Origin of the sequence: Microbacterium karelineae (assembly GCF_009745985.1) — a bacterium.
In the GTDB taxonomy this organism is placed as follows: domain Bacteria; phylum Actinomycetota; class Actinomycetes; order Actinomycetales; family Microbacteriaceae; genus Microbacterium; species Microbacterium karelineae.
This window is the reverse complement of the sequence record NZ_WFIX01000171.1, coordinates 62,916-82,142: the sequence shown is the minus strand read 5'-3', so window position 1 is coordinate 82,142 and position 19,227 is coordinate 62,916. Positions and strand designations below refer to the sequence as shown.

Genomic DNA, 19,227 nt, shown 5'->3' with positions numbered 1-19,227 from the left:
AGTGGCGGGGAGCGCGCTCCCCGCCACCTCCGACGAAGGCTGAGACATGCTGAGCTTCCTCATCAAGCGGATCGCGTCCGGCGCGGTGCTGCTGGTCGTGCTCGCCGTCGCCGCGTACTTCCTGCTCCGGCTGGGAACCGCCGACATCGCGCAGCAGATCGCCGGTCAGACCGCCGGCCCCGAACAGGTCGCGATCATCGAAGAGCGCTTCGGGCTCGACCGCCCCCTGCTCGAGCAGTTCGGCGCGTGGGCGGCGGCGCTCGTCACGGGCGACATGGGGCGCTCATGGTTCACGGGCCAGCCTGTCGGCGCGACGGTGTTCGGGCGCACGAGCGTCACCGTGACGCTCGCGATCGGATCCGTCCTGCTGACGGGCATCTTCGGCGTCGTCCTCGGTGTCGTCGCGGCCACGAAGCGCGGCGCCCTCGACCGCATCGTGCAGATCCTCGCCGTCATCGGACAGGCGATCCCCGGCTTCCTCATCGCCGTCGCGCTCGTGCTGCTGTTCGCGGTGCGGCTCGACTGGTTCCCCGCGACGGGATACACGCCGTTCGGCGCCTCGCCGGCGGGATGGCTGCAGTCGGTGACGCTGCCGATCCTCGCCCTCGCCATCGGATCCCTCGGCGGCGTCGCGCAGCAGGTGCGCGGATCCGTCCTCGACGTCCTCGGCCGCGATCACGTGCGCACGCTCCGCAGCCGCGGCCTCCCCGAGAGGCGCGTCGTCTACCGCTACGTGCTGCGCAACGCGGGCGGCCCCGCCCTCAGCGTGCTCGGCCTGCAGTTCGTCATCATCCTCTCGGCGGCCGTCGTCGTCGAGCAGATCTTCTCGATCCCCGGCCTCGGCCCCATCACGCTCACGAGCACGACCCAGGGCGATGTGCCGCTCGTGATGGGCATCGTGCTCGTCATGGGCGCGATGGTCATCGCCGTCAACCTCATCGTCGACCTGCTGCAGGGCGTCATCAACCCGAAGGTGAGGCTGTCATGACCACGACCCTCGTCACCACGATCGCCCGCAGCGGCGCGCGCGATCACGTCTTCGCGCGCCTCGTGCGCCACCCGCTCGGCGCCCCGTCGATCGTGTTCCTCGCACTCGTGGTGCTCGTCGCGATCGCCGCGCCGTGGCTCGCCCCCATGGATCCCACCGCGACGGATGTGCGCAACGTGTTCGGCGGCCCCGGCGACGGGCACCTGCTCGGAACCGACAGCGCGGGCCGCGATGTGCTGTCGCGGCTCGTCATCGGCACGACCTACTCGCTCGCGGGCGGCCTGCTCGTCGCGATCGTCGCGGCCGTCGTCGGCGTGACGGGCGGGCTCATCGCCGGCTACTTCGGCGGCTGGACCGACACTGCCGCCTCCTGGCTGACCTCGCTCACGATGTCGCTTCCCGGGATGGTCGTCCTGCTGGCGGCCCGCGCCGCCTTCGGCCCCTCGATGTGGCTGACGATGGCGCTCTTCGGCGCGATCATCTCGCCCACCTACTTCCGCGTCGTCTACAACTCGGTGCGCGCCGTGCGGAACGAGCTGTTCATCGACGCCGCCCGCACGAGCGGCCTCACGACGCCCGCCATCATCGGCCGCCACGTGCTCACGGCGGTGCGCGCGCCGATCATCCTCCTCACCTCCGGGATCATCGCGGGCGGCATCGGCATGATGGCGGCCCTCGACTTCCTCGGCCTCGGATCGCCCGACACCCCGACGTGGGGCCAGATGCTCAGCGAGGGCTTCTACCAGCTGACGCGCGCGCCCCTCCTCGTGCTGTGGCCGTCGCTCGCGCTCGGTCTCACGATGATCGCGCTCGTGCTGCTCGGCACCGCGCTGCGCGACGAGCTCGAGGGATCCCACCGTGCGGCGAAGGGCGCCCGCGAGCCGTGGCGGGCCGACAGGGCTCCCGTGGCCGCGATCGCGCACGACGACGACGGATCCGCGGAGCCGCTCCTCGAGATCGACGGCCTCGCGGTCGCCTACCCGGGCGACGATGGCTGGACGACGGTCGTCCACGACGCGAACCTCACGGTGCGTCGCGGACAGGTGCATGGCCTCATCGGCGAATCCGGATCCGGGAAGTCGCAGACGGCCTTCGCGACGCTCGGCCTGCTCGCGACGGGCGGACGCGTCGTGAACGGAACCATCCGCTTCGACGGCCAGGACTTCGCGACGCTCTCGCGCCGCGACATGAACCGGCTCCGCGGATCCCGCATCGCGTACGTGCCGCAGGAGCCGATGTCGAACCTGGATCCCGCCTTCACCGTCGGCGACCAGTTCACGGATCCGCTGCGCGTCGTGCACGGCATGTCGAAGGCCGCCGCGAAGCGGAAGGCGCTCGACCTGCTCGCGACGGTGGGGATCCCGGATCCCGAGCGCACCTTCCGCGCCTACCCGCACCAGCTCTCGGGCGGCATGGCGCAGCGCGTGCTCATCGCGGCCGCCGTCGCCACGGAGCCCGATCTGCTGATCGCCGACGAGCCGACGACGGCGCTCGACGTGACGGTGCAGGCCGAGGTGCTCGACCTGCTGCGCGAACTGCGCGAGGAGATCGGCATGTCGGTCCTCATCGTCACGCACAGCTTCGGCGTCGTCGCGGATGTCTGCGACCACGTCTCCGTCATGCAGCACGGCGCGATCGTCGAGACCGGCCCCTGCCGCAGCGTCTTCGCGGATCCGCGGCACGAGTACACGAAGAGCCTGTTCCGATCGGTGCCGCGCGGCGAGCCGCGCGAGCCGCTCACAGAAGGGAGCGGCGCATGAGCCTCCTCACCGTCGACGACCTCGTCGTCGAATACCCCGGGCGCGGATTCCGCGCGAAGCCCTTCCGCGCCGTGAACGGCGTCTCGCTCGACATCCGCGCGGGCGAGACCGTCGGCCTCGTCGGCGAATCCGGATCCGGCAAGTCGACGATCGGCCGCGCGATCCTCGGGCTCGCGCCCGTCACCTCCGGAACCATCACCTACGCGGGCGAGGACATCAGCCACCCGACGCCCGCGCGGCGCCGCGAGCTGACGCGCGACCTGCAGGTCGTCTTCCAGGATCCGTACTCGTCTCTGGATCCGACCATGACGATCGGCGACATCCTCACGGAGCCCCTCATCGCGCGGAGGACGCCGAAGGCCGAGGCGACGACGCGCGTGCGCGAGCTGCTCGACGTCGTGCAGCTGCCGGGCGACGCGATCACGCGGCGGCCGCGCGACTTCTCCGGCGGGCAGCGGCAGCGCGTCGCGATCGCGCGCGCCCTCGCGCTGGATCCGAAGCTCATCGTCGCCGACGAGCCCGTCTCGGCGCTCGACCTGTCGACGCAGGCGCGCGTGCTCGAGCTGTTCCTCGAGATCCAGGAGCGCACCGGCGTCGCCTACCTCTTCGTCTCGCACGACCTCGCCGTGGTGCGCGAGATGGCGCACCGCGTCGCCGTCATGCGCCGCGGTGAGATCGTCGAATTCGGCGACGGCGACGCCGTGACGTCCCACCCCGACCACCCCTACACGCAGCGACTGCTGCTGTCGTCTCCCGTGCCCGACCCCGTGGCACAGGAGAAGCGCCGAGCCGAGCGCAGGGCACTTCAAGGAGAGAAATGAGCTTCCCGACCGACTTCTACTGGGGCGTGGCCAGCGCCGGTCACCAGAACGAGGGCGACAACATCCACAGCGACATCTGGACGCTCGAGCACACCGAGCCGACGATCTTCCGCGAGCCGAGCGGACCCGCGTGCCGCGCATACGACCTGTGGGAGACCGACCTCGACATCATCCGCGACATGGGGCTGAACGCCTACCGCTTCAGCGTCGAGTGGGCGCGGATCGAGCCGTCCCGCGGATCCGTCGACACCGCGGCGCTCGACCACTACGAGCAGGTCGTCGACGGGGCGCTCGAGCGGGGCATCGCGCCGCTCATCACGTTCTGCCACTTCGCGGCTCCGCACTGGTTCGCGGCGTCGGGATCCTGGATCGGCGCCGACGCGCCCGAGCTGTTCGCCGACCACTGCGACCGCGTCATGGCGCGCATCGGCGACCGCATCGGCGCGGGCATCACGCTCAACGAGCCGAACCTCGAGCAGGTCCTGCAGTCGATCGGCCACATGCCGCCCGAGATCGAGCAGGCCAAGCGCGAGATGCTCGCCGCGGCCGCGCGCGACGCCGGATCCGAGCGGTACTACGCGGCCAACATCATCCCGGCGACCGATCAGATCGAGCTGCGCGACGGGTTCCTGCGCGCCCACCGCGCGGGCAAGGCGGCCATCAAGGCCCGCCGCGCCGACCTGCCGGTCGGGGTCTCGATCGCGATCGGCGACGAGGTCGCGCTCGCGGGCGGCGAGGAGCGGCGCGACGCGAAGCGCGAGCAGGTGTACGACTTCTGGCTGCGCGAGGCGCGCAGCGACGACTTCATCGGCGTGCAGAACTACGAGCGGGTCTGGCACGGGCCGGACGGCGAGGTGTTCCCCGACGGGCCGCGCAACGGCATGGGCACCGTCATCGCGCCCGCATCGGTCGCGGGCGCCGCGCGCTACGCGCACGAGGTCTCGGGAGTGCCGGTGCTCGTGAGCGAGCACGGGATCCAGACCGACGACGACGCCGTGCGCGCCGACTTCATCCCCGCGGCGCTCGCGGAGCTGGCGCTCGAGGCCGAGCGGGGCACGCCGATCCTCGGCTACTGCCACTGGACTCTCATGGACAACTTCGAGTGGATCTTCGGATATCGCGCGAAGCTCGGCCTCGTCGAGGTCGACCGCGAGACGTTCGCGCGCTCGCCGAAGCCGAGCGCGGGCGTGTATGCCGACGCCGTGAAACGATACCGTTCGTGACATGAAGATCGAACGGATCCCCCTGCGCGGCCGGCGCGAAGACGTCACACTGACCACCTACGTGCTCGACGACTCGGCCGAGCTGCTCGACGGGGCCGCGCGCCCCGCCGTGCTGATCCTGCCGGGCGGCGGGTACCTCAGCTGCTCCGACCGCGAGGGCGAGCCCATCGCGATGGCGTTCGCCTCGCTCGGCTACCACGCGTTCGTGCTGCGGTACTCGGTGTACGGCGAGTCCGACTGGTCGAAGCCGATCGAGCCGCGCGAGCGCTCCCAGTACCCGCGCCCCCTCGTCGACGTGGGGCTCGCGATGCGCGAGATCCGCGAGCGTGCGGGGGAGTGGCGGGTCGACGTCGACAGGGTCGCCGTGTGCGGCTTCTCGGCGGGCGGCCACAATGCGGCGATGTACGCGACGAACTGGGACAAGCCGGTCATCACGGACGCGGTCGGCGAGGGCCTGCGGCCCGCGGCGCTCATCGCGGCCTATGCGGTGACCGACTACGTCGACGTCGTCGAGCGCGCCGGTGAGATGGCGGACAGGGAGCGCACGATGCGCCTGGCGATCGCCACGGCCTACCTCGGCACGAGCGCGCCGTCGCAGGAGGCCCTCATCGCGGCGAGCCCCGCGCTGATCGCCGACGAGAGCACGCCGCCGTCGTTCCTGTGGAGCACCGCGGGCGACACCCTCGTCCCCGCGCGGCACAGCATGAGGCTCGCCGCGCGCCTCGCCGACCTCGGCGTGCCCTACGAGCTGCACGTCTACGAGCAGGGCCGACATGGGCTGTCGCTCGCGACGCAGGCGACGGCCGGCTCCCACGGCGACCTCGAACCGCGCCCCGCCGACTGGCTCCGCCAGGCCGCGTCGTGGCTCGAGGCCCGCTTCGCCCTCGACGTCCCCGCGCTCTCCCACTGGGAGCGCTGACCTTCCTTGATGCACAACGACGCCAATTCTGCGGCCCGGCCTGCCGCGGCCCGCGGAGAACCGGGGTTTCTCCCCAGGCCAGATCCAGATTTGGCGTCGTTGTGCATCCGATGCAGCGGTCGCCCGCCCGATGCCGGCGCAAGCGGCCGCCTGCTTCCGGGCCACCCGGCACCGAACCTCCATCTGCACAACGACGCCAATTCTGTGGTGTGCTCTGCTGCCGTCCGCGGAAACACGGGGCTCCGGCACCCGGCCAACTCAATATTGGCGTCGTTGTGCATCCGACCCCTCCGAGAGGATCACCGATGATCGCCATCACCCGCCTGTCCGCCGAGCACCACACCGAGCCGCTCGGCATCGGCGAGGCAGCGCCGCGCCTGTCCTGGGTGACCGGCACCGACATCCCCGGCTGGCGGCAGGCGGCGTACGAGCTGGCCTCGGGCGAGGAGACGACGGGCCGCGTCGACTCGGCCGAGCAGGTGCTCGTCGACTGGCCGTTCGCGCCCCTCGCGAGCCGCGAACGCCGCGAGGTGCGCGTGCGGGTGTGGGGAGAGGACGGATCCGCGAGCGACTGGAGCACGCCCCTCGCGATCGAGGCGGGGCTGCTGGATCCGGCGCTGTGGGAGGCGTCGCTCGTCGCGCCGATCCTGCCCGAGGTCGGCGAGGGCGGCGAGCCCGCCGCGCTCCTGCGCGGCGAGGTCGACCTGCCGGACGGCGTCGTCTCGGCGCGGATCCGCGCGACGGCGCACGGCGTGATGACCCTCACGCTCAACGGATCCGCCGTCGGCGACGACGTGCTGCACCCGGGGTGGACGACGTATGAGAAGCGCCTGCGGTTCCGCACCTGGGACGTCACCTCGCAGGTGAGGTCGGGCGCCAACGCCATCGGGGTGCACCTCGCCGACGGCTGGTTCCGCGGCTACCTCGGCTTCGGCGGCAAGCGCGCGATCTACGGCGACGCCACAGCCGCGCTGGTGCAGCTCGAGGCGACCCTCGACGACGGCACCGTCGTCGTCCGCGGAACGGACGGATCCTGGCGGTCGACGCTCGGGCCCGTCACCCGCGCCGATCTCTATATGGGCGAGACCTACGACGCCCGCCGCGCGATCGCAGGCTGGGACGAGCCGGGCTTCGACGACTCGGACTGGAGCGCCGCGACGGCGGTGCCGTTCGATGCGCGCACTCTCGTGCACCCCGACGGGCCGCCCGTGCGCCGCACCGAGACCCTCGCGGTGGCCGAGGTGATCCGCACCCCGTCGGGCCGCGCGGTGCTCGACTTCGGGCAGAACCTCGTGGGCCGCGTGCGGGTGAGCGTGCCGGCGATGGATCCGGGATCCGTCGTCACCCTGCGCCACGCCGAGGTGCTCGAGAACGGCGAGCTCGGCACGCGCCCCCTGCGCGCCGCCCGCGCGACCGACGAGCTCGTCTCGGCCGGCGAGGCCTTCGCATACGAGCCGCAGTTCACCTTCCACGGATTCCGCTACGTCGAGGTCGACGGATGGCCCGGCGAGGTCGGGCCGTCGGCCTTCGAGGCCGTCGTCACCCACACGGACATGCGGCGCCTCGGCGCCTTCGAGGCGTCGGATCCGCTCCTCTCGCGCCTGCACGAGAACGTCGTGTGGGGGATGCGCGGCAACTTCCTCGACGTGCCGACCGACTGCCCGCAGCGCGACGAGCGGCTCGGCTGGACGGGCGATCTCGCGGTGTTCGCCCCGACCGCCTCGTTCCTCTACGACACCTCCGGGATGCTCGGCGGCTGGCTGCGCGACCTCGAGGCCGACCAGCGGGACGACGGCACCGTGCCGCTCTTCGTTCCCGACTTCCGCGCCTCGGATGTGCTGCCGCCGCTCGGCGCCGAGGCGGGATGGGGCGATGCCGCGACGATCGTGCCGTGGACGCTCTACGAGCGCACGGGTGATGCGGGGATCCTGAGCCGACAGTGGGCGTCGATGACCGCCTGGACCGACCGCTTCGCGGCGCGCGGCGGGGAGGATCTCGCGTTCGAGGGAGGTTTCGCGCTCGGCGACTGGCTCGACTCCGCGGCGCCGGACGATCAGCCCTGGGCGGCGCGCCTGCCCTGGCAGCCCGTCGCGGTCGCCTACCTCGCGCAGACGGCCCGGATCATGCGCGACACCGCCGCGGTCCTGGGCGAGACGGATGCGCAGGAGAGGTACGCGACGCTCCTCGAGAGGGCTGCGCGACGCTTCCGCGAGGAGTACGTCACGCCGACGGGACGCGCGGCGTTCCCGTCGCAGACGGCGTACGCGCTCGCGATCCGCTTCGGGCTCCTGGACGACGCGCAGCGCGCGCACGCCGGCGACCTCCTCGCGCGGCAGGTCGTCGCGGACGACTACCGCATCGGATCCGGCTTCCTCGGCACGCCGCACGTCGCCGACGCGCTCGCCGACACCGGAAGCGGCGCGACGGCGTGGGAGCTGCTCATGCAGAAGGAGTGCCCGTCGTGGCTGTACGCCGTGACGATGGGCGCGACGACGGTGTGGGAGCGGTGGAACTCGATGCTGCCCGACGGATCCATCAACCCCGGCGAGATGACCTCGTTCAACCACTATGCTCTGGGCGCCGTCGCCGACTTCCTGCATCGCCGCGTCGCGGGGCTCGCGCCCGCCGAGCCGGGCTACCGGCGCCTGCGGGTCGCTCCGCTGCCGTCACCGCACCTCGAGTGGGCGCGCGCGTCGCATGAGACGCCATACGGTCGCGCAGCCGTCAGCTGGACGCTCGACGGCGAGGACTTCGCGCTCGAGGTGACCGTACCGCCGTCGACGACCGCCGAGGTCCTGCTGCCCGACGATTCGGCTCCGGTCGAGGTCGCCTCAGGCACGCACCGCTTCGCCTGCCGCTTCGCGGCGGACGAGCCAGTCCGCCCGCTCGCGATGTTCGACGCCTGAGCAGCCTCCGCCCCAACACGACGCAGTCGATTCGGAGGGATCCGGCGGATCTGGTCCCGTTTCGGCCGGATCCGGCCCGGATCGACTGCATTGTGTTGGGGCAGGGCAGGGCAGGGGCGCATCGGCGGCCGTGCGAGAATACGCACGTGCAGAGGTCTCGCCGCGTTCACGTCATGCGTGGTGTCGTGGCGTCGTCCGTCGCGACGTTCGTCGCACTGCTCTCGCACGTCGCCGGCGGCGGGGCCGTCCCCGGCGTGCTCGGGATCCTCGTCCCGGCGATCCTCTCGCTCGCGGCCTGCACGCTGCTCGCGGGCCGCACCCTGTCGATCTGGCGCCTGGCGATCTCGGTCGCGATCAGCCAGATGCTGTTCCATGTGCTCTTCGTCCTCGGAACCGTCGACACGGCGGGCGCCGCGGCGACGGGCCATCAGCACGGCGCGATCGTTCTGCCGGCCGTCACGGCGTCTGCCGACACGGCCGTCGCGGCCGACGCGACGATGTGGGTGAGCCACGCGATCGCCGCCCTCGTCACGGTCGCGATCCTGCATCGCGGCGAGCGCGAGGTGCGGCGCGGCCTCGCGCTGATGCGCGACATCGTCCGGGTCCTCGCGCGCCGCGTGCGCGCCCTCGTGACCCCGCCCGTCGAGGTCGACCGGCTCTGCCTGCCCGCGCTGCCGCTCGTCCGCGACACCCGCCCGGACCAGGTGATCCTCGCCGCCGTCCGGCGACGCGGACCTCCCGCTCTCTCGATCTGATCCCCGCCGCGCACGGCCATCCCGCCGTGCGCGATGACGCCGCGCCGGGCACTCCTGGCCGCGCGCGGTGCACGACGCGTGCGACCGCGGCTCTGCCGCGCGCGCGATCAGACGAGGCGCGCCCTGCGCGCCATGAGAAGGGCAAGGACACACCCATGCGATGGATCATCCGATCCGTCGTGGGCGTCGTCGCGGTGCTCGCCGCCATCCTCGCGATGGCCGCGCCCGCGTCCGCTCACGACCGCCTCCTCGACAGCAGCCCCTCCAGCGGGGAGCGCCTGGAGGAGGCACCTGACGAGATCACCCTCATCTACTCGGGGGAGCTGCTGACCCTCGGCGACGGACAGAACGCCGCTGTCGTGCTCGTCGTCGACGACGACGGACACGACTGGGCGACGGGCGAGGTCCGCATCGACGGCGGCACCCTCACCGCACCGCTCGCGGGCGACATGCCGGAAGCCGGATACCAGGTCCGCTGGCAGGTCGTCTCGGAGGACGGACACCCCATCACGGGGACGGTCCCGTTCACGATCGGCGATGAGGATCCGTATGTCGGCCCGGCCGACGAGACGGCGGCGCCCGCAGGCGGCGAGCAGTCGGCCGACACCGGCGACGGGCGGATCGTGCTCGTCGCACTCGGAGGGGCGGTCGCCGCCGGCGGCCTCTTCGTCACCATCCAGCTTCTGCGGCGCCGCTCGGCGTCGCGCGGCGCGTCCGACGCGCCGCAGGACTCCTGACAGGAACACCACGATGAACACCACAGTCACACGCACCACCGCCCTCGCCGCTCTGCTCCTCGGCGGGCTCAGCCTCGCGGCCTGCGCCGGATCCGAGGCGCCGGCCGCGACCCCCGCCGGCGACGACGTCTGGATCGAGGACGCCTGGATCAAGGCCGCCGACGAGGGGATGAGCGCCGGGTTCGGCCTGCTCTTCAACTCCGGCGACGCCGACGCCACGGTCGTCTCGGCCACGACGGACGCCGCGGACCGCATGGAGTTGCACGAGACCGTCGAATCCGAGACGGGCGAGATGCTCATGCGGGAGATCGACGGCGGCTTCGCCATCCCCGCGGGGTCCGGCCTCGAACTCGCGCCCGGCGGCAGCCACCTCATGCTGATGGACCTCACGGGGCCGCTCGAGGCGGGGGACGAGGTGTCGATCACGCTCACGTTCGACGACGACTCGACCTACTCATTCGACGCACCCGTGAAGGACTACTCGGGCGCGAACGAGGAGTATGGCGACGGACACGATCACTCCGAGATGGATCACGGATGACGGCGCGCGAAGACGGCGCCCGTCGCCGCTCCGCGGGTGGTCCGAGCCGTCGGCAGTTCCTCCTCGGGGGAGCCGTCGCCGGCATCGGCGCCGCCGCGGCGGTCGGGATCGACGCCGCACTGCGCACACGCGACGACGCGCCCGTCTCCGCGGGGGACGAGGGGACGAGAGCGCAGACGGTCGCGTTCCACGGCGCGCACCAGGCGGGCATCGCCACCGAGCCGCAGGCGCATGGTGCATTCGTCGCGCTCGATCTGCGGGACGGAGTCGGGCGGGACGAGCTCGCGCGCCTCATGCGGATCCTCACCGACGACGCCGCGCGCCTCACACAGGGCGAGGCGGCGCTCGCCGACTCCGAGCCGGAGCTCGCGGAGCATCCCGCGCGCCTCACGGTCACCTTCGGCTTCGGCCCGCGACTCGTCGAGCGGGCGGGAGGCCGCGCCCCCGACTGGCTCGGCCCGCTGCCCGCCTTCGAGATCGATCGCCTGCGCCCCGAGTTCTCGGACGGTGACCTGCTGCTGCAGGTCGCGAGCGACGACGCCATGACCCTGGCGCACGCGTCGCGCATGCTGCTGAAGGACGCGCGCTCGTTCGCCACCGTCCGCTGGACGCAGCGCGGATTCCGCCGCGCCCGCGGTACGGTTCGGCCGGGATCCACGCAGCGCAATCTGTTCGGTCAGGTCGACGGCACGGTCAATCCCGTGCCGGGGACGGATGACTTCGATGGGGTCGTGTGGAGCGATGACGGCTGGCTGGCCGGCGGCACGAGTCTCGTGCTGCGGCGGATCCGGATGAACCTCGATAAGTGGGACGAGCTCGACCGGCCGGGCCGCGAGGCGTCCGTCGGGCGCACGCTGTCGAACGGCGCCCCGCTCACGGGATCCGACGAGTTCGACGAGCCCGACTTCGGGGCGACCTCGGCCATCGGATTCCCCGTGATCCCCACCTTCGCCCACATGCGCCGCGCGCGCGGCGACGGGAGCGAGCGGATCTTCCGGCGCGCCTACAACTACGAAGACGACGACGCGGGGCTGCTCTTCGCGTCCTATCAGGCCGATGTTGCGCGGCAGTTCACCCCCATCCAGCGACGACTCGACGAGATCGACCTCCTCAACGAGTGGACGACGCCGATAGGATCCGCCGTATTCGCTCTCCCGCCGGGATGCGATGAGGGCGGGTTCATCGGCGAGACCATCCTGGCGGGGGCGGGCGCGTGAGCGCGCCGGTCGGAGCCGCGCCGCCGTCGGCGAGGAGGCCCTGGCTCGTGCCGCTGCTGATGCGGCTGCACTTCTTCGCGGGGATCCTCGTCGGGCCGTTCATCCTCGTCGCCGCCATCAGCGGCGGGCTATACGCGATCGCGCCGCAGATCGAGCGCGCCGTCTACGCGGATGCGCTCGAGGTGCCGGCGTCCGACACGCAGCTGACGCTCGCGGAGCAGATCGAGATCGCGGAGGGCGAGATCGGCGACGGGGCGACGCTCTCGGCCGTGCGGCCGGCGCCGGAGCCGGGCGCCACGACCCGGGTGATGTTCGCGCAGGAGGGTCTCGGCGCCAGCGAGTCGCGAGCGATCTTCGTGGATCCAGGATCCGGCGCCGTCATGGGAGACATGACGGTGTACGGCACGAGCGGCGCGCTGCCCGTGCGCACGTGGATCTCGCAGCTGCACAGGCACCTGCACCTCGGCGAGCCGGGGCGCCTGTACAGCGAGCTCGCGGCGAGCTGGCTCGGGATCGTCGCCGCCGCGGGCGGCGCGCTGTGGATCGTGCGCCTCGTGCGGGCCCGCCGCAGGCGCGACCTCGTGCGTCCGAACCCGAAGCACCGCGGATACCGACGCCTGTTCGGCTGGCATGCGTCGATCGGCATATGGGTGCTCGTCGGGGCGCTGTTCCTCTCGGCGACGGGGATCACGTGGTCCACCTGCGCCGGCGCGAACGTCTCGGATCTGCGCGCGGCGCTGTCGTGGCAGACACCGAGTGCGAGCACATCGCTGACGGGCGATGGCGCGGATCCCCATGCGCATCACGGCGGTGCGGCTCACGGATCCGTCTCCGCGAACCCCGGGACCTTCGACGGCGTGCTCGCGATCGCGCAGCGCGAGAACGTGGACACAGGGCTCGTGGAGATCCGGCCGCCCGCGGCGGAGGGCGAGGCGTGGGTCGTGCAGGAGGTCCAGCGCTCGTTCCCCACGGAGGTCGATGAGGTGGCGATCGACGGGCGGACGATGCGGGTCGTCGACCGGGTCGACTTCGACGACTTCCCCCTCATGGCGAAGCTCGCGCGGTGGGGCGTCGACCTCCACATGGGCTCGATGTTCGGCCTCGCGAACCAGATCGCGCTGCTCCTGCTCGCGGCCGGGATCGCCGCGATGGTCGTGCTCGGCTACGCGATGTGGTGGCGCAGGCGACCCACGCATGGGCTCGCCAGCCCGCCCGCTCGGGGCGCCGTGCGCGCCGCACCGTGGTGGGGCATCGCCGCCGTGGCGATCGTCGCGGTGGTGGTCGGTCTGTTCCTGCCGCTCGTCGGCTGGACCCTCGTCGGCTTCCTCGCCGTCGACACCGTCCTGGCGCTCGTCGCGCGACGGCGGACGCGAGCATGACCCCCCCCAACACAATGCAGTCGATCCGGGCCGGATGCGGGCGGGGAACCGGATTCAGCCCCACTCGCCTCGGAATCGACTGCATTGTGTTGCCGGGGGCGGAGCTCAGCGGACCATGCGCAGCTCCTCCAGCACGACGGCGCCGCGGCCGCCGACCTCCTCGCCGGCGAGGATCCGCTCCCACCGCTCGGCGCGGGCCGCGACGTCGATCCCGTCGAGGAACTCCTGCGGCATGAGGCCGCGGTAGGCGTGCCGCCACGTGCGCACGTGCACGTCGGCGATGGTCGCGGCGTCGTCGGGGACGGCGGGTCCGACCTCGAGGTCCATGCCGCCATCCTGCCAGCGCCATCCCCTGCACAACGACGCCAGAATTGTGCGGACTCGTGCGACACGCCGGGGTTTCGGGGTGACCTGCGCAGAATCGGCGTCGTTGTGCAGGACGGGAGCCGCGCTCCTAGGCTGGCGGGATGACGGATCCGCGGTCTCAGGCGACGTATCAGGTGCGACTCGGGTGGGGCGCGGGCGCGCTCGACGCCCTCGCGCCGGCCGAGATCGTCGTGATCGTCGATGCGATCGGGGCGGATCCTCGACTCGAGGAAGCCGCGGCGGCGCGCGCCGACGCCGTGTTCGCCGGATCGCTGCGCAACGCGACGGCGACGGCGCGGGCCGTGCTCGACGAGCAGCTCTCCCGCGGCGAGCGCACCGGGATCGCGCTCGTGCTCGCCGGTGACGACGGCGGTTTCGCCGTCGAGGACTATCTCGCGGCGGGAGCGATCGGCGACGCTCTCTCGGCGCACGGCCTCGACCACTCGGCGCCCGACGTGGCCGTCGCGACGGAGGGATTCCGTGCGCTGCGGCGCGCTCTGAAGCACCTCCTCTCGGCGAGCGGGGCGGGCCTCGCGCTCGCCGCCGACGGCCGCCGCGACGAGGCGCGGGCGGCCGCGGAGGTCGACGCGGAGAGCGCGCCGCGCCGCATCACGGGCTGACGCCGACACGGAGGGCTTCGCGCCGGCGCGCCATACCGCCTGTCGGGCCTCGCGCCTGCCCGCCGAACACAATGCAGTCGATCTGACGCCGATCGGCCGGGAACGGCCGGTTCCGAGCCCTCATGGCCGACATCGACTGCATTGTGCTGCGCCGTCGGCGGGCGCGATGGACCGCTGAGTCGGATCCGCCGAGCACCGACGCTCACGCCCGTGCCCCCCTCCGCGCGAGGCGAGAGGGGGCACGGGAGGCAGACGGATCAGCGGCGGGAAGCGTCCTGCGTCGGGACGACCGTCGACAGGGGCGACGGGCCGCGGCCGTCGGCCGGCAGCTCGGGCACCTCGGTACCGCTCATCTCCTGCTCGTACTCGCCGAGCTCGTCGGCCGACGCGGATCCATGTCCGTCGCCCGTGAGCATCCGCTCGTCGAACGGCTGGGCGCCCGACAGCACCGACAGGGCTCGCTCGCGGTCGAACTCCTTCGTCCACGTGCCGATGACGACCGCCGCGACGGCGTTGCCCGTGAAGTTCGTCAGGGCGCGCGCCTCGGACATGAAGCGGTCGATGCCGGTGATCATGCCGACGCCGTCGACGAGGTCGGGGCGGTAGGTCTGCAGGCCGCCCGCGAGGGTCGCGAGCCCCGCACCCGAGACGCCGGCGGCGCCCTTCGAGGCGATGATCATGAAGACGAGCAGGCCGATCTGCTCGGGGATCGACAGCGGCATGCCCATCGCGCTCGCGATGAACAGCGAGGCCATCGTGAGGTAGATCGCCGTGCCGTCGAGGTTGAACGAGTAACCCGTCGGGATCGTGATCCCCGCGACGGGCTTCGAGACGCCGACGTGCTCCATCTTCGAGATGAGGCGGGGGAGGGCCGACTCGCTCGACGACGTCGAGACGATGAGCAGGTACTCGCGCGCCAGGTACTTCATGAGCGAGAAGATGTTGATCCGCGCCGTGAACCACAGCACGGCCGCGAGCACGACGCCGATGAACAGGATGCAGGTGACGTAGAACGCGATCATGAGCACGGCGAGCGCGCCGACGGCGTCCCAGCCGGTCTCGCCCACGACACCGGCGATGGCGCCGAATGCGCCGATCGGCGCGATCCAGAGCACCATAGTGAGCACGCGGAACACGACGGCCTGGATGTGGCGGATCCCCTGCAGGATCGGCTCGCCGCGCGGGCCGAGCTGCTGGATCGCGAAGCCGACGAGCAGGGCGACGAAGAGCACCTGCAGCACCGACTCGCCCGTCAGCGGCGAGAGCAGCGTCGTGGGGATGATGCCGAGCACGAAGTCGGTCGTGGACGACGCCTCACCCGACGCCTCATACGAGCTGCCGGCGATGTCGAGGCCCGCGCCGGGGTGGATGATGTTGCCGACGACGAGCCCGAGGACGAGCGCGAAGGTCGACATCACGAGGAAGTAGGCGAGGGCGAGCCCGCCGACCTTCCCGACGGTCGCGGCCTTCGCGATGGATCCGATCCCCAGCACGATCGTGCAGAAGATGACGGGCGCGATCATCATCTTGATGAGGGCGACGAAGCCCTTCCCGATCCAGGCGAGCGAGGCACCGAACTCGGGCGCAAGGAGCCCGACGGCGACTCCCGCGATCACCGCGATGATGACGGCGATGTACAGCCAGTGCTCCTTGCCCACGCCCTTCCTGCGGGCGGTGGTGGTCGGCGTCTTTGCCATGATGTTCCTCTCGATGGGGCACATTCGTCGTGCGGCCGACGCGCGTGGTCGGCTCCTTCCTCCTCAGAGTCGCGTGCGCGGGATCCCTCGCCGAGTTGTGTGCATATTGGTCGCGAGCGGGTGCGTGCACAATGGAGCGCATGCCCGTCCGATCTCCTGCCCCGACGCGGCCGCGGTCGCGCGGCATGACGATCGCTCGCACCTATCTCGTGGCGCACACGGTCGTGCTCGTGGTCGCCGGCATCGCGGTGTTCGCCCTGCTCGCGGTCGATGCGCGCCTCACCGCGCGGCACGAGGCGGAGGCGACGAGCGGAGTGCTCGTCGAGACGCTGGCGCGGGATCCGCACGTCGTCGCCGCCGCGGATCGGGCGCATGACGGGATCGAGTCCGATCGCGCGGGCGCCGTCGCGGATGCCTCCGGCGCGCTGCAGCCCTATGTCGAGTCGATCATGGCGGCGACCGGCGTCGACTACATCACGATCATGCACACCGACCGCACGCGCTACACCCACGCGAATCGCGACCGCATCGGCGGATCCTTCGTCGGCACGATCGCGCCCGCGCTCGAGGGCGAATCGTTCACGGAGGTCTACGAGGGCACCCTCGGCCATTCGATGCGCACAGTGACGCCGATCGTCGCGGACGGCGAGATCGTCGGCCTCGTCTCGGCGGGGGTGCTGCTGCGCGACATCTCGGCCGTCGAGGTGTCGCGGCTCGTCGTCGTCGGCGGCGTCACGCTGGCGTTCGTGATCGCGGGCGGGATCGCGATGGCCGTCATGTTCCGGCGGCTCGACCGCGCGACCGACAGCCGCGCCGAGGGGGATCTCCGCGTCGCGTTCGACGCCCAGCGCGAACTGACGGACGTGCAGACGATCGCCGATGCGCTGCGGTCGCAGGTGCACGAGTTCGACAACCGGCTGCACACGATCGCGTCGCTCATCGAGCTGGGACGCTCCGACGAGGCGCTCGCGCTCGCGACGGACCGCCTGGGGGCGGGGCAGCGCCTCACCGACCGGCTCGTGGGGGCGACGGATCAGCCCGTCATCGCCGCGCTCATGCTCGGCAAGTCGGCGCAGGCCCACGAGCTCGGGGTCGAGATGCACTTCGAGACGCACCTCGAGCCGGGCACGCAGGGGCTGGACGCGGGCGACCTCGTGACGATCCTCGGCAACCTCGTCGACAACGCCGTCGACGCCGCCCTCGCGCGCCGTGCCCGCGCGGGCGAGGCGGAGGCGTGGGTCGAGGCGTACCTCGCGACCGACGAGGCCGGGGCGCTGACGATCCAGGTGAGCGACAGCGGCGACGGCGTGCCGGACGAGCTGCGCGAGCGGATCTTCGCGCGCGGCTTCTCGTCGAAGGCCGATGGGGACCGCGCTCACGGGTACGGACTGTCGCTCGTCTCGCGCACGGTCTCGCGCCTTGGCGGCGTGATCGAGGTGGGGCGGTCGGCAGGCGGCGGCGCAGAGGTCACTGTGACGATCCCGCTGCCCGGAAGGGACGCGCGATGAGCGAGATCCGGGTGCTCGTCGTCGAGGACGATCCGCGCACGGCCGAGGCGCACAGCGCCTACGTCGAGCGCCTGCCGGGGTTCGGGCTCGCCGGCGTCGCGCACACGGTCGCCGAGGCGCGCCGCCGGCTGCGTGACGCGGTCGCGAGCGGCGAGCGGATCCACCTCCTGCTGCTCGACTTCTCGCTCCCCGACGGCGACGGGCTGAGCCTGTGCGGTGAGCTGCGCGCGTCCGGCCTCGTCGTCGACGTCGTCGCGGTGACGGCCGAGCGCGCGCTCGACGCGGTGCGCCGCGCCGTCGCGGTCGGCGTGGTGCAGTACCTCATCAAGCCGTTCACGTTCGCGGCGTTCGCGGAGAAGCTGCAGGCGTATGCCGCGTACGCCGAGCGGATGAACCAGCCCGTCTCGGCGATGAGCCAGTCGGAGGTCGACACGGCGTTCTCGACGCTGCGCACCTCCAACGCGGCGGGCCTGCCGAAGGGCCTGTCGCGCGAGACGCTCGAGGGCGTGCAGGCGCTGCTGTCGCACGAGGGCGCGCCGATGTCGGCGACGGAGGTGGCGGGGCGGCTCGGGATGTCGCGCGTGACGGCTCGGCGCTACCTGGAGTTCCTCGCCGAGGGCGGCGTCGCGACGCGCGCCCAGCGGCACGGCGGCAAGGGGCGCCCCGAGGTCGAGTACGCGCGCACCTGATGCAGATCAGTCGCGCGGGGTCTGCGCGGCGAGCCGGTCGGCCCGGGTGATCTCGCGGCGGCGCCACGAGAACGTGAACCGCGGGTCGAAGCTCCGCGCGCACTTCACGCACGACGACGGGCGAGCCGGGCGCCGGTGGCGGAAGACCGTGTGGCCGTTCGGGCACGTGCCGACCCACGGCGCGAGCTCGGTGGCCGTCTCGAGGCTGTGGGTCGCGCCGCCGACATAGCCGATCTCGCGCGCGATGCGCTTCCACTCGGGTCCGTGGCCCGCGGCGGGGCCGGACATCGCGTGTGCGACCTCGTGCAGCAGGGTCTGGTGGGTGTCGTCGTCGCTGAAGCGGGCCGCGAGGTAGCGCGACAGCGAGATCCGCCGCTTCGTGAAGTTGCACAGCCCCGCGCGGCGCTTCGCGTTGTCGAACGCGAACGACCAGCTGTCGTCGAGGTGTATGCGGATGAGGGCATCCGCCCACACCCTCACGCGATCCAGATCCGACACGGGTCCAGGCTAATCCGCACCCCCGACAGGCGGCGTCAGCTCGCGAAGAGGCCCCGCGGCGCGGAGCGCTTGCGCTCGGCCGCCTCGATGAACGTCATCGTCTGCTCGAGCTGCTCGTCGTCGGCGCCCAGCTCCTGGCGCAGGAACAGCTCGCGCTTGAAGTCGGCGCGCGCGCCGTCGTAGTCACCCGCGTCGTAACGGGTCTTGCCGCGGTGCGAATGGGCGAGGGCGCTGATCCGCGTCCACCCCTGGCCGTCGGCCTCCTCGATGCACGACGTCAGCTCGGCCTCCGCGCGCGCGTGCACGCCGCGCACCTGGTTGACGGAGGCGTGCAGGATCCGCGCGTGCAGGAGATCCTTCCGCGTCCCCGACATACGGGCCAGGCGCACGGTGTGCTCGGAGACCTGCAGCGCCTCGTCGAACTCGCCGAGCACCTTGAGGAGCCAGACCTGTTCGAGCTGCGCGGGGAAGCTGCGCTGGCGGCGCACTTCGGCCAGGCGTTCGTACACGCCCGAGCGGTCGACGATCTCCTGCAGGGTCTCCGCGTCGTATCCCTGAATGAAGCCCACGCCCGATCCCTTCCTCCGCGTCGTGCGATGCGGT

At 72.0% G+C, this 19,227-nt stretch carries 18 protein-coding genes; 14 read left to right on the top strand and 4 right to left on the bottom strand.

The window, feature by feature from the left end; translation table 11 throughout:
• Positions 1–46: 46 nt before the first annotated feature.
• The 11 genes from GB932_RS01800 (at position 47) to GB932_RS01750 (ending at position 13,246) form a co-directional block, all read left to right on the top strand.
• Positions 47–988, top strand: a complete 942-nt coding sequence (locus tag GB932_RS01800; protein ID WP_156759013.1) for an ABC transporter permease — start codon at positions 47–49, stop codon at positions 986–988.
• On the top strand, positions 985–2,748 hold the full coding sequence (locus tag GB932_RS01795; RefSeq protein WP_156759012.1) for a dipeptide/oligopeptide/nickel ABC transporter permease/ATP-binding protein: 1,764 nt from the start codon (positions 985–987) through the stop codon (positions 2,746–2,748). Before GB932_RS01800 ends, GB932_RS01795 begins: the two co-directional genes overlap by 4 nt.
• Entirely contained in the window at positions 2,745–3,569 is an 825-nt protein-coding gene (locus tag GB932_RS01790; RefSeq protein ID WP_156759011.1) for an ATP-binding cassette domain-containing protein, read from the top strand. The genes GB932_RS01795 and GB932_RS01790 overlap by 4 nt, the downstream gene beginning before the upstream one ends.
• Entirely contained in the window at positions 3,566–4,792 is a 1,227-nt protein-coding gene (locus tag GB932_RS01785; RefSeq protein WP_156759010.1) for a family 1 glycosylhydrolase, read from the top strand. The genes GB932_RS01790 and GB932_RS01785 overlap by 4 nt, the downstream gene beginning before the upstream one ends.
• A 1-nt stretch (position 4,793) precedes the next feature.
• Positions 4,794–5,711: an alpha/beta hydrolase gene (locus tag GB932_RS01780; RefSeq protein WP_156759009.1), complete on the top strand. Its 918-nt coding sequence runs from the start codon at positions 4,794–4,796 to the stop codon at positions 5,709–5,711.
• A 305-nt stretch (positions 5,712–6,016) separates the two neighbouring features.
• Positions 6,017–8,617 carry a glycoside hydrolase family 78 protein gene (locus tag GB932_RS01775; protein ID WP_156759008.1) on the top strand — a complete coding sequence of 867 codons (2,601 nt, stop codon included), beginning with the start codon at positions 6,017–6,019 and terminating at the stop codon, positions 8,615–8,617.
• Between the two features lie 146 nt (positions 8,618–8,763).
• Complete coding sequence (locus GB932_RS01770; RefSeq protein ID WP_156759007.1) at positions 8,764–9,372, top strand: hypothetical protein; 609 nt, start codon at positions 8,764–8,766, stop codon at positions 9,370–9,372.
• Between the two features lie 155 nt (positions 9,373–9,527).
• Positions 9,528–10,109, top strand: coding sequence for a copper resistance CopC family protein (locus GB932_RS01765; protein ID WP_156759006.1), 582 nt, complete (start codon positions 9,528–9,530; stop codon positions 10,107–10,109).
• Between the two features lie 13 nt (positions 10,110–10,122).
• Positions 10,123–10,650, top strand: coding sequence for a copper chaperone PCu(A)C (locus GB932_RS01760; RefSeq protein WP_156759005.1), 528 nt, complete (start codon positions 10,123–10,125; stop codon positions 10,648–10,650).
• Entirely contained in the window at positions 10,647–11,867 is a 1,221-nt protein-coding gene (locus tag GB932_RS01755) for a Dyp-type peroxidase (protein WP_156759004.1), read from the top strand. The genes GB932_RS01760 and GB932_RS01755 overlap by 4 nt, the downstream gene beginning before the upstream one ends.
• Positions 11,868–11,926: 59 nt before the next feature.
• A complete protein-coding gene (locus tag GB932_RS01750) occupies positions 11,927–13,246 on the top strand; it encodes a PepSY-associated TM helix domain-containing protein (RefSeq protein ID WP_156759244.1) in 1,320 nt (439 codons plus the stop codon).
• A gap of 105 nt (positions 13,247–13,351) precedes the next feature.
• Here the strand turns inward: GB932_RS01750 and GB932_RS01745 are convergent, their stop codons facing one another.
• Complete coding sequence (locus GB932_RS01745) at positions 13,352–13,573, bottom strand: hypothetical protein (protein ID WP_156759003.1); 222 nt, start codon at positions 13,571–13,573, stop codon at positions 13,352–13,354.
• A gap of 140 nt (positions 13,574–13,713) precedes the next feature.
• Between GB932_RS01745 and GB932_RS01740 the strand changes: the two genes are divergently transcribed.
• Positions 13,714–14,232: a 2-phosphosulfolactate phosphatase gene (locus GB932_RS01740; RefSeq protein WP_156759002.1), complete on the top strand. Its 519-nt coding sequence runs from the start codon at positions 13,714–13,716 to the stop codon at positions 14,230–14,232.
• A 257-nt stretch (positions 14,233–14,489) separates the two neighbouring features.
• On the opposite strand, the gene GB932_RS01735 is transcribed toward GB932_RS01740, so the two are convergent.
• A complete protein-coding gene (locus GB932_RS01735) occupies positions 14,490–15,929 on the bottom strand; it encodes a cation:dicarboxylate symporter family transporter (protein ID WP_156759001.1) in 1,440 nt (479 codons plus the stop codon).
• 140 nt (positions 15,930–16,069) lie between these two features.
• Here GB932_RS01735 and GB932_RS01730 point away from each other — a divergent pair, with 140 nt between their 5' ends.
• Together GB932_RS01730 and GB932_RS01725 are read left to right on the top strand one after the other, a co-directional pair.
• The gene (locus tag GB932_RS01730; protein WP_197517247.1) at positions 16,070–17,437 is read left to right on the top strand and encodes an ATP-binding protein; all 1,368 of its coding nucleotides are present in this window, start codon (positions 16,070–16,072) and stop codon (positions 17,435–17,437) included.
• A complete protein-coding gene (locus tag GB932_RS01725) occupies positions 17,434–18,126 on the top strand; it encodes a response regulator (protein WP_156758999.1) in 693 nt (230 codons plus the stop codon). The genes GB932_RS01730 and GB932_RS01725 overlap by 4 nt, the downstream gene beginning before the upstream one ends.
• Before the next feature lie 6 nt (positions 18,127–18,132).
• Here GB932_RS01725 and GB932_RS01720 read toward each other — a convergent pair whose 3' ends face one another.
• Entirely contained in the window at positions 18,133–18,624 is a 492-nt protein-coding gene (locus GB932_RS01720; protein ID WP_156758998.1) for a SprT-like domain-containing protein, read from the bottom strand.
• A 35-nt stretch (positions 18,625–18,659) separates the two neighbouring features.
• Complete coding sequence (locus tag GB932_RS01715; RefSeq protein WP_156758997.1) at positions 18,660–19,193, bottom strand: hypothetical protein; 534 nt, start codon at positions 19,191–19,193, stop codon at positions 18,660–18,662.
• Positions 19,194–19,227 lie beyond the last annotated feature (34 nt).

Coding starts and splice junctions, on each gene's coding strand:
- GB932_RS01800 (WP_156759013.1), top strand. CDS start 47: ATGCTGAGCTTCCTCATCAAGCGGATCGCGTCCGGCGCGGTGCTGCTG.
- GB932_RS01795 (WP_156759012.1), top strand. CDS start 985: ATGACCACGACCCTCGTCACCACGATCGCCCGCAGCGGCGCGCGCGAT.
- GB932_RS01790 (WP_156759011.1), top strand. CDS start 2,745: ATGAGCCTCCTCACCGTCGACGACCTCGTCGTCGAATACCCCGGGCGC.
- GB932_RS01785 (WP_156759010.1), top strand. CDS start 3,566: ATGAGCTTCCCGACCGACTTCTACTGGGGCGTGGCCAGCGCCGGTCAC.
- GB932_RS01780 (WP_156759009.1), top strand. CDS start 4,794: ATGAAGATCGAACGGATCCCCCTGCGCGGCCGGCGCGAAGACGTCACA.
- GB932_RS01775 (WP_156759008.1), top strand. CDS start 6,017: ATGATCGCCATCACCCGCCTGTCCGCCGAGCACCACACCGAGCCGCTC.
- GB932_RS01765 (WP_156759006.1), top strand. CDS start 9,528: ATGCGATGGATCATCCGATCCGTCGTGGGCGTCGTCGCGGTGCTCGCC.
- GB932_RS01760 (WP_156759005.1), top strand. CDS start 10,123: ATGAACACCACAGTCACACGCACCACCGCCCTCGCCGCTCTGCTCCTC.
- GB932_RS01755 (WP_156759004.1), top strand. CDS start 10,647: ATGACGGCGCGCGAAGACGGCGCCCGTCGCCGCTCCGCGGGTGGTCCG.
- GB932_RS01750 (WP_156759244.1), top strand. CDS start 11,927: ATGCGGCTGCACTTCTTCGCGGGGATCCTCGTCGGGCCGTTCATCCTC.
- GB932_RS01745 (WP_156759003.1), bottom strand. CDS start 13,573: ATGGACCTCGAGGTCGGACCCGCCGTCCCCGACGACGCCGCGACCATC.
- GB932_RS01740 (WP_156759002.1), top strand. CDS start 13,714: ATGACGGATCCGCGGTCTCAGGCGACGTATCAGGTGCGACTCGGGTGG.
- GB932_RS01735 (WP_156759001.1), bottom strand. CDS start 15,929: ATGGCAAAGACGCCGACCACCACCGCCCGCAGGAAGGGCGTGGGCAAG.
- GB932_RS01730 (WP_197517247.1), top strand. CDS start 16,070: ATGCCCGTCCGATCTCCTGCCCCGACGCGGCCGCGGTCGCGCGGCATG.
- GB932_RS01725 (WP_156758999.1), top strand. CDS start 17,434: ATGAGCGAGATCCGGGTGCTCGTCGTCGAGGACGATCCGCGCACGGCC.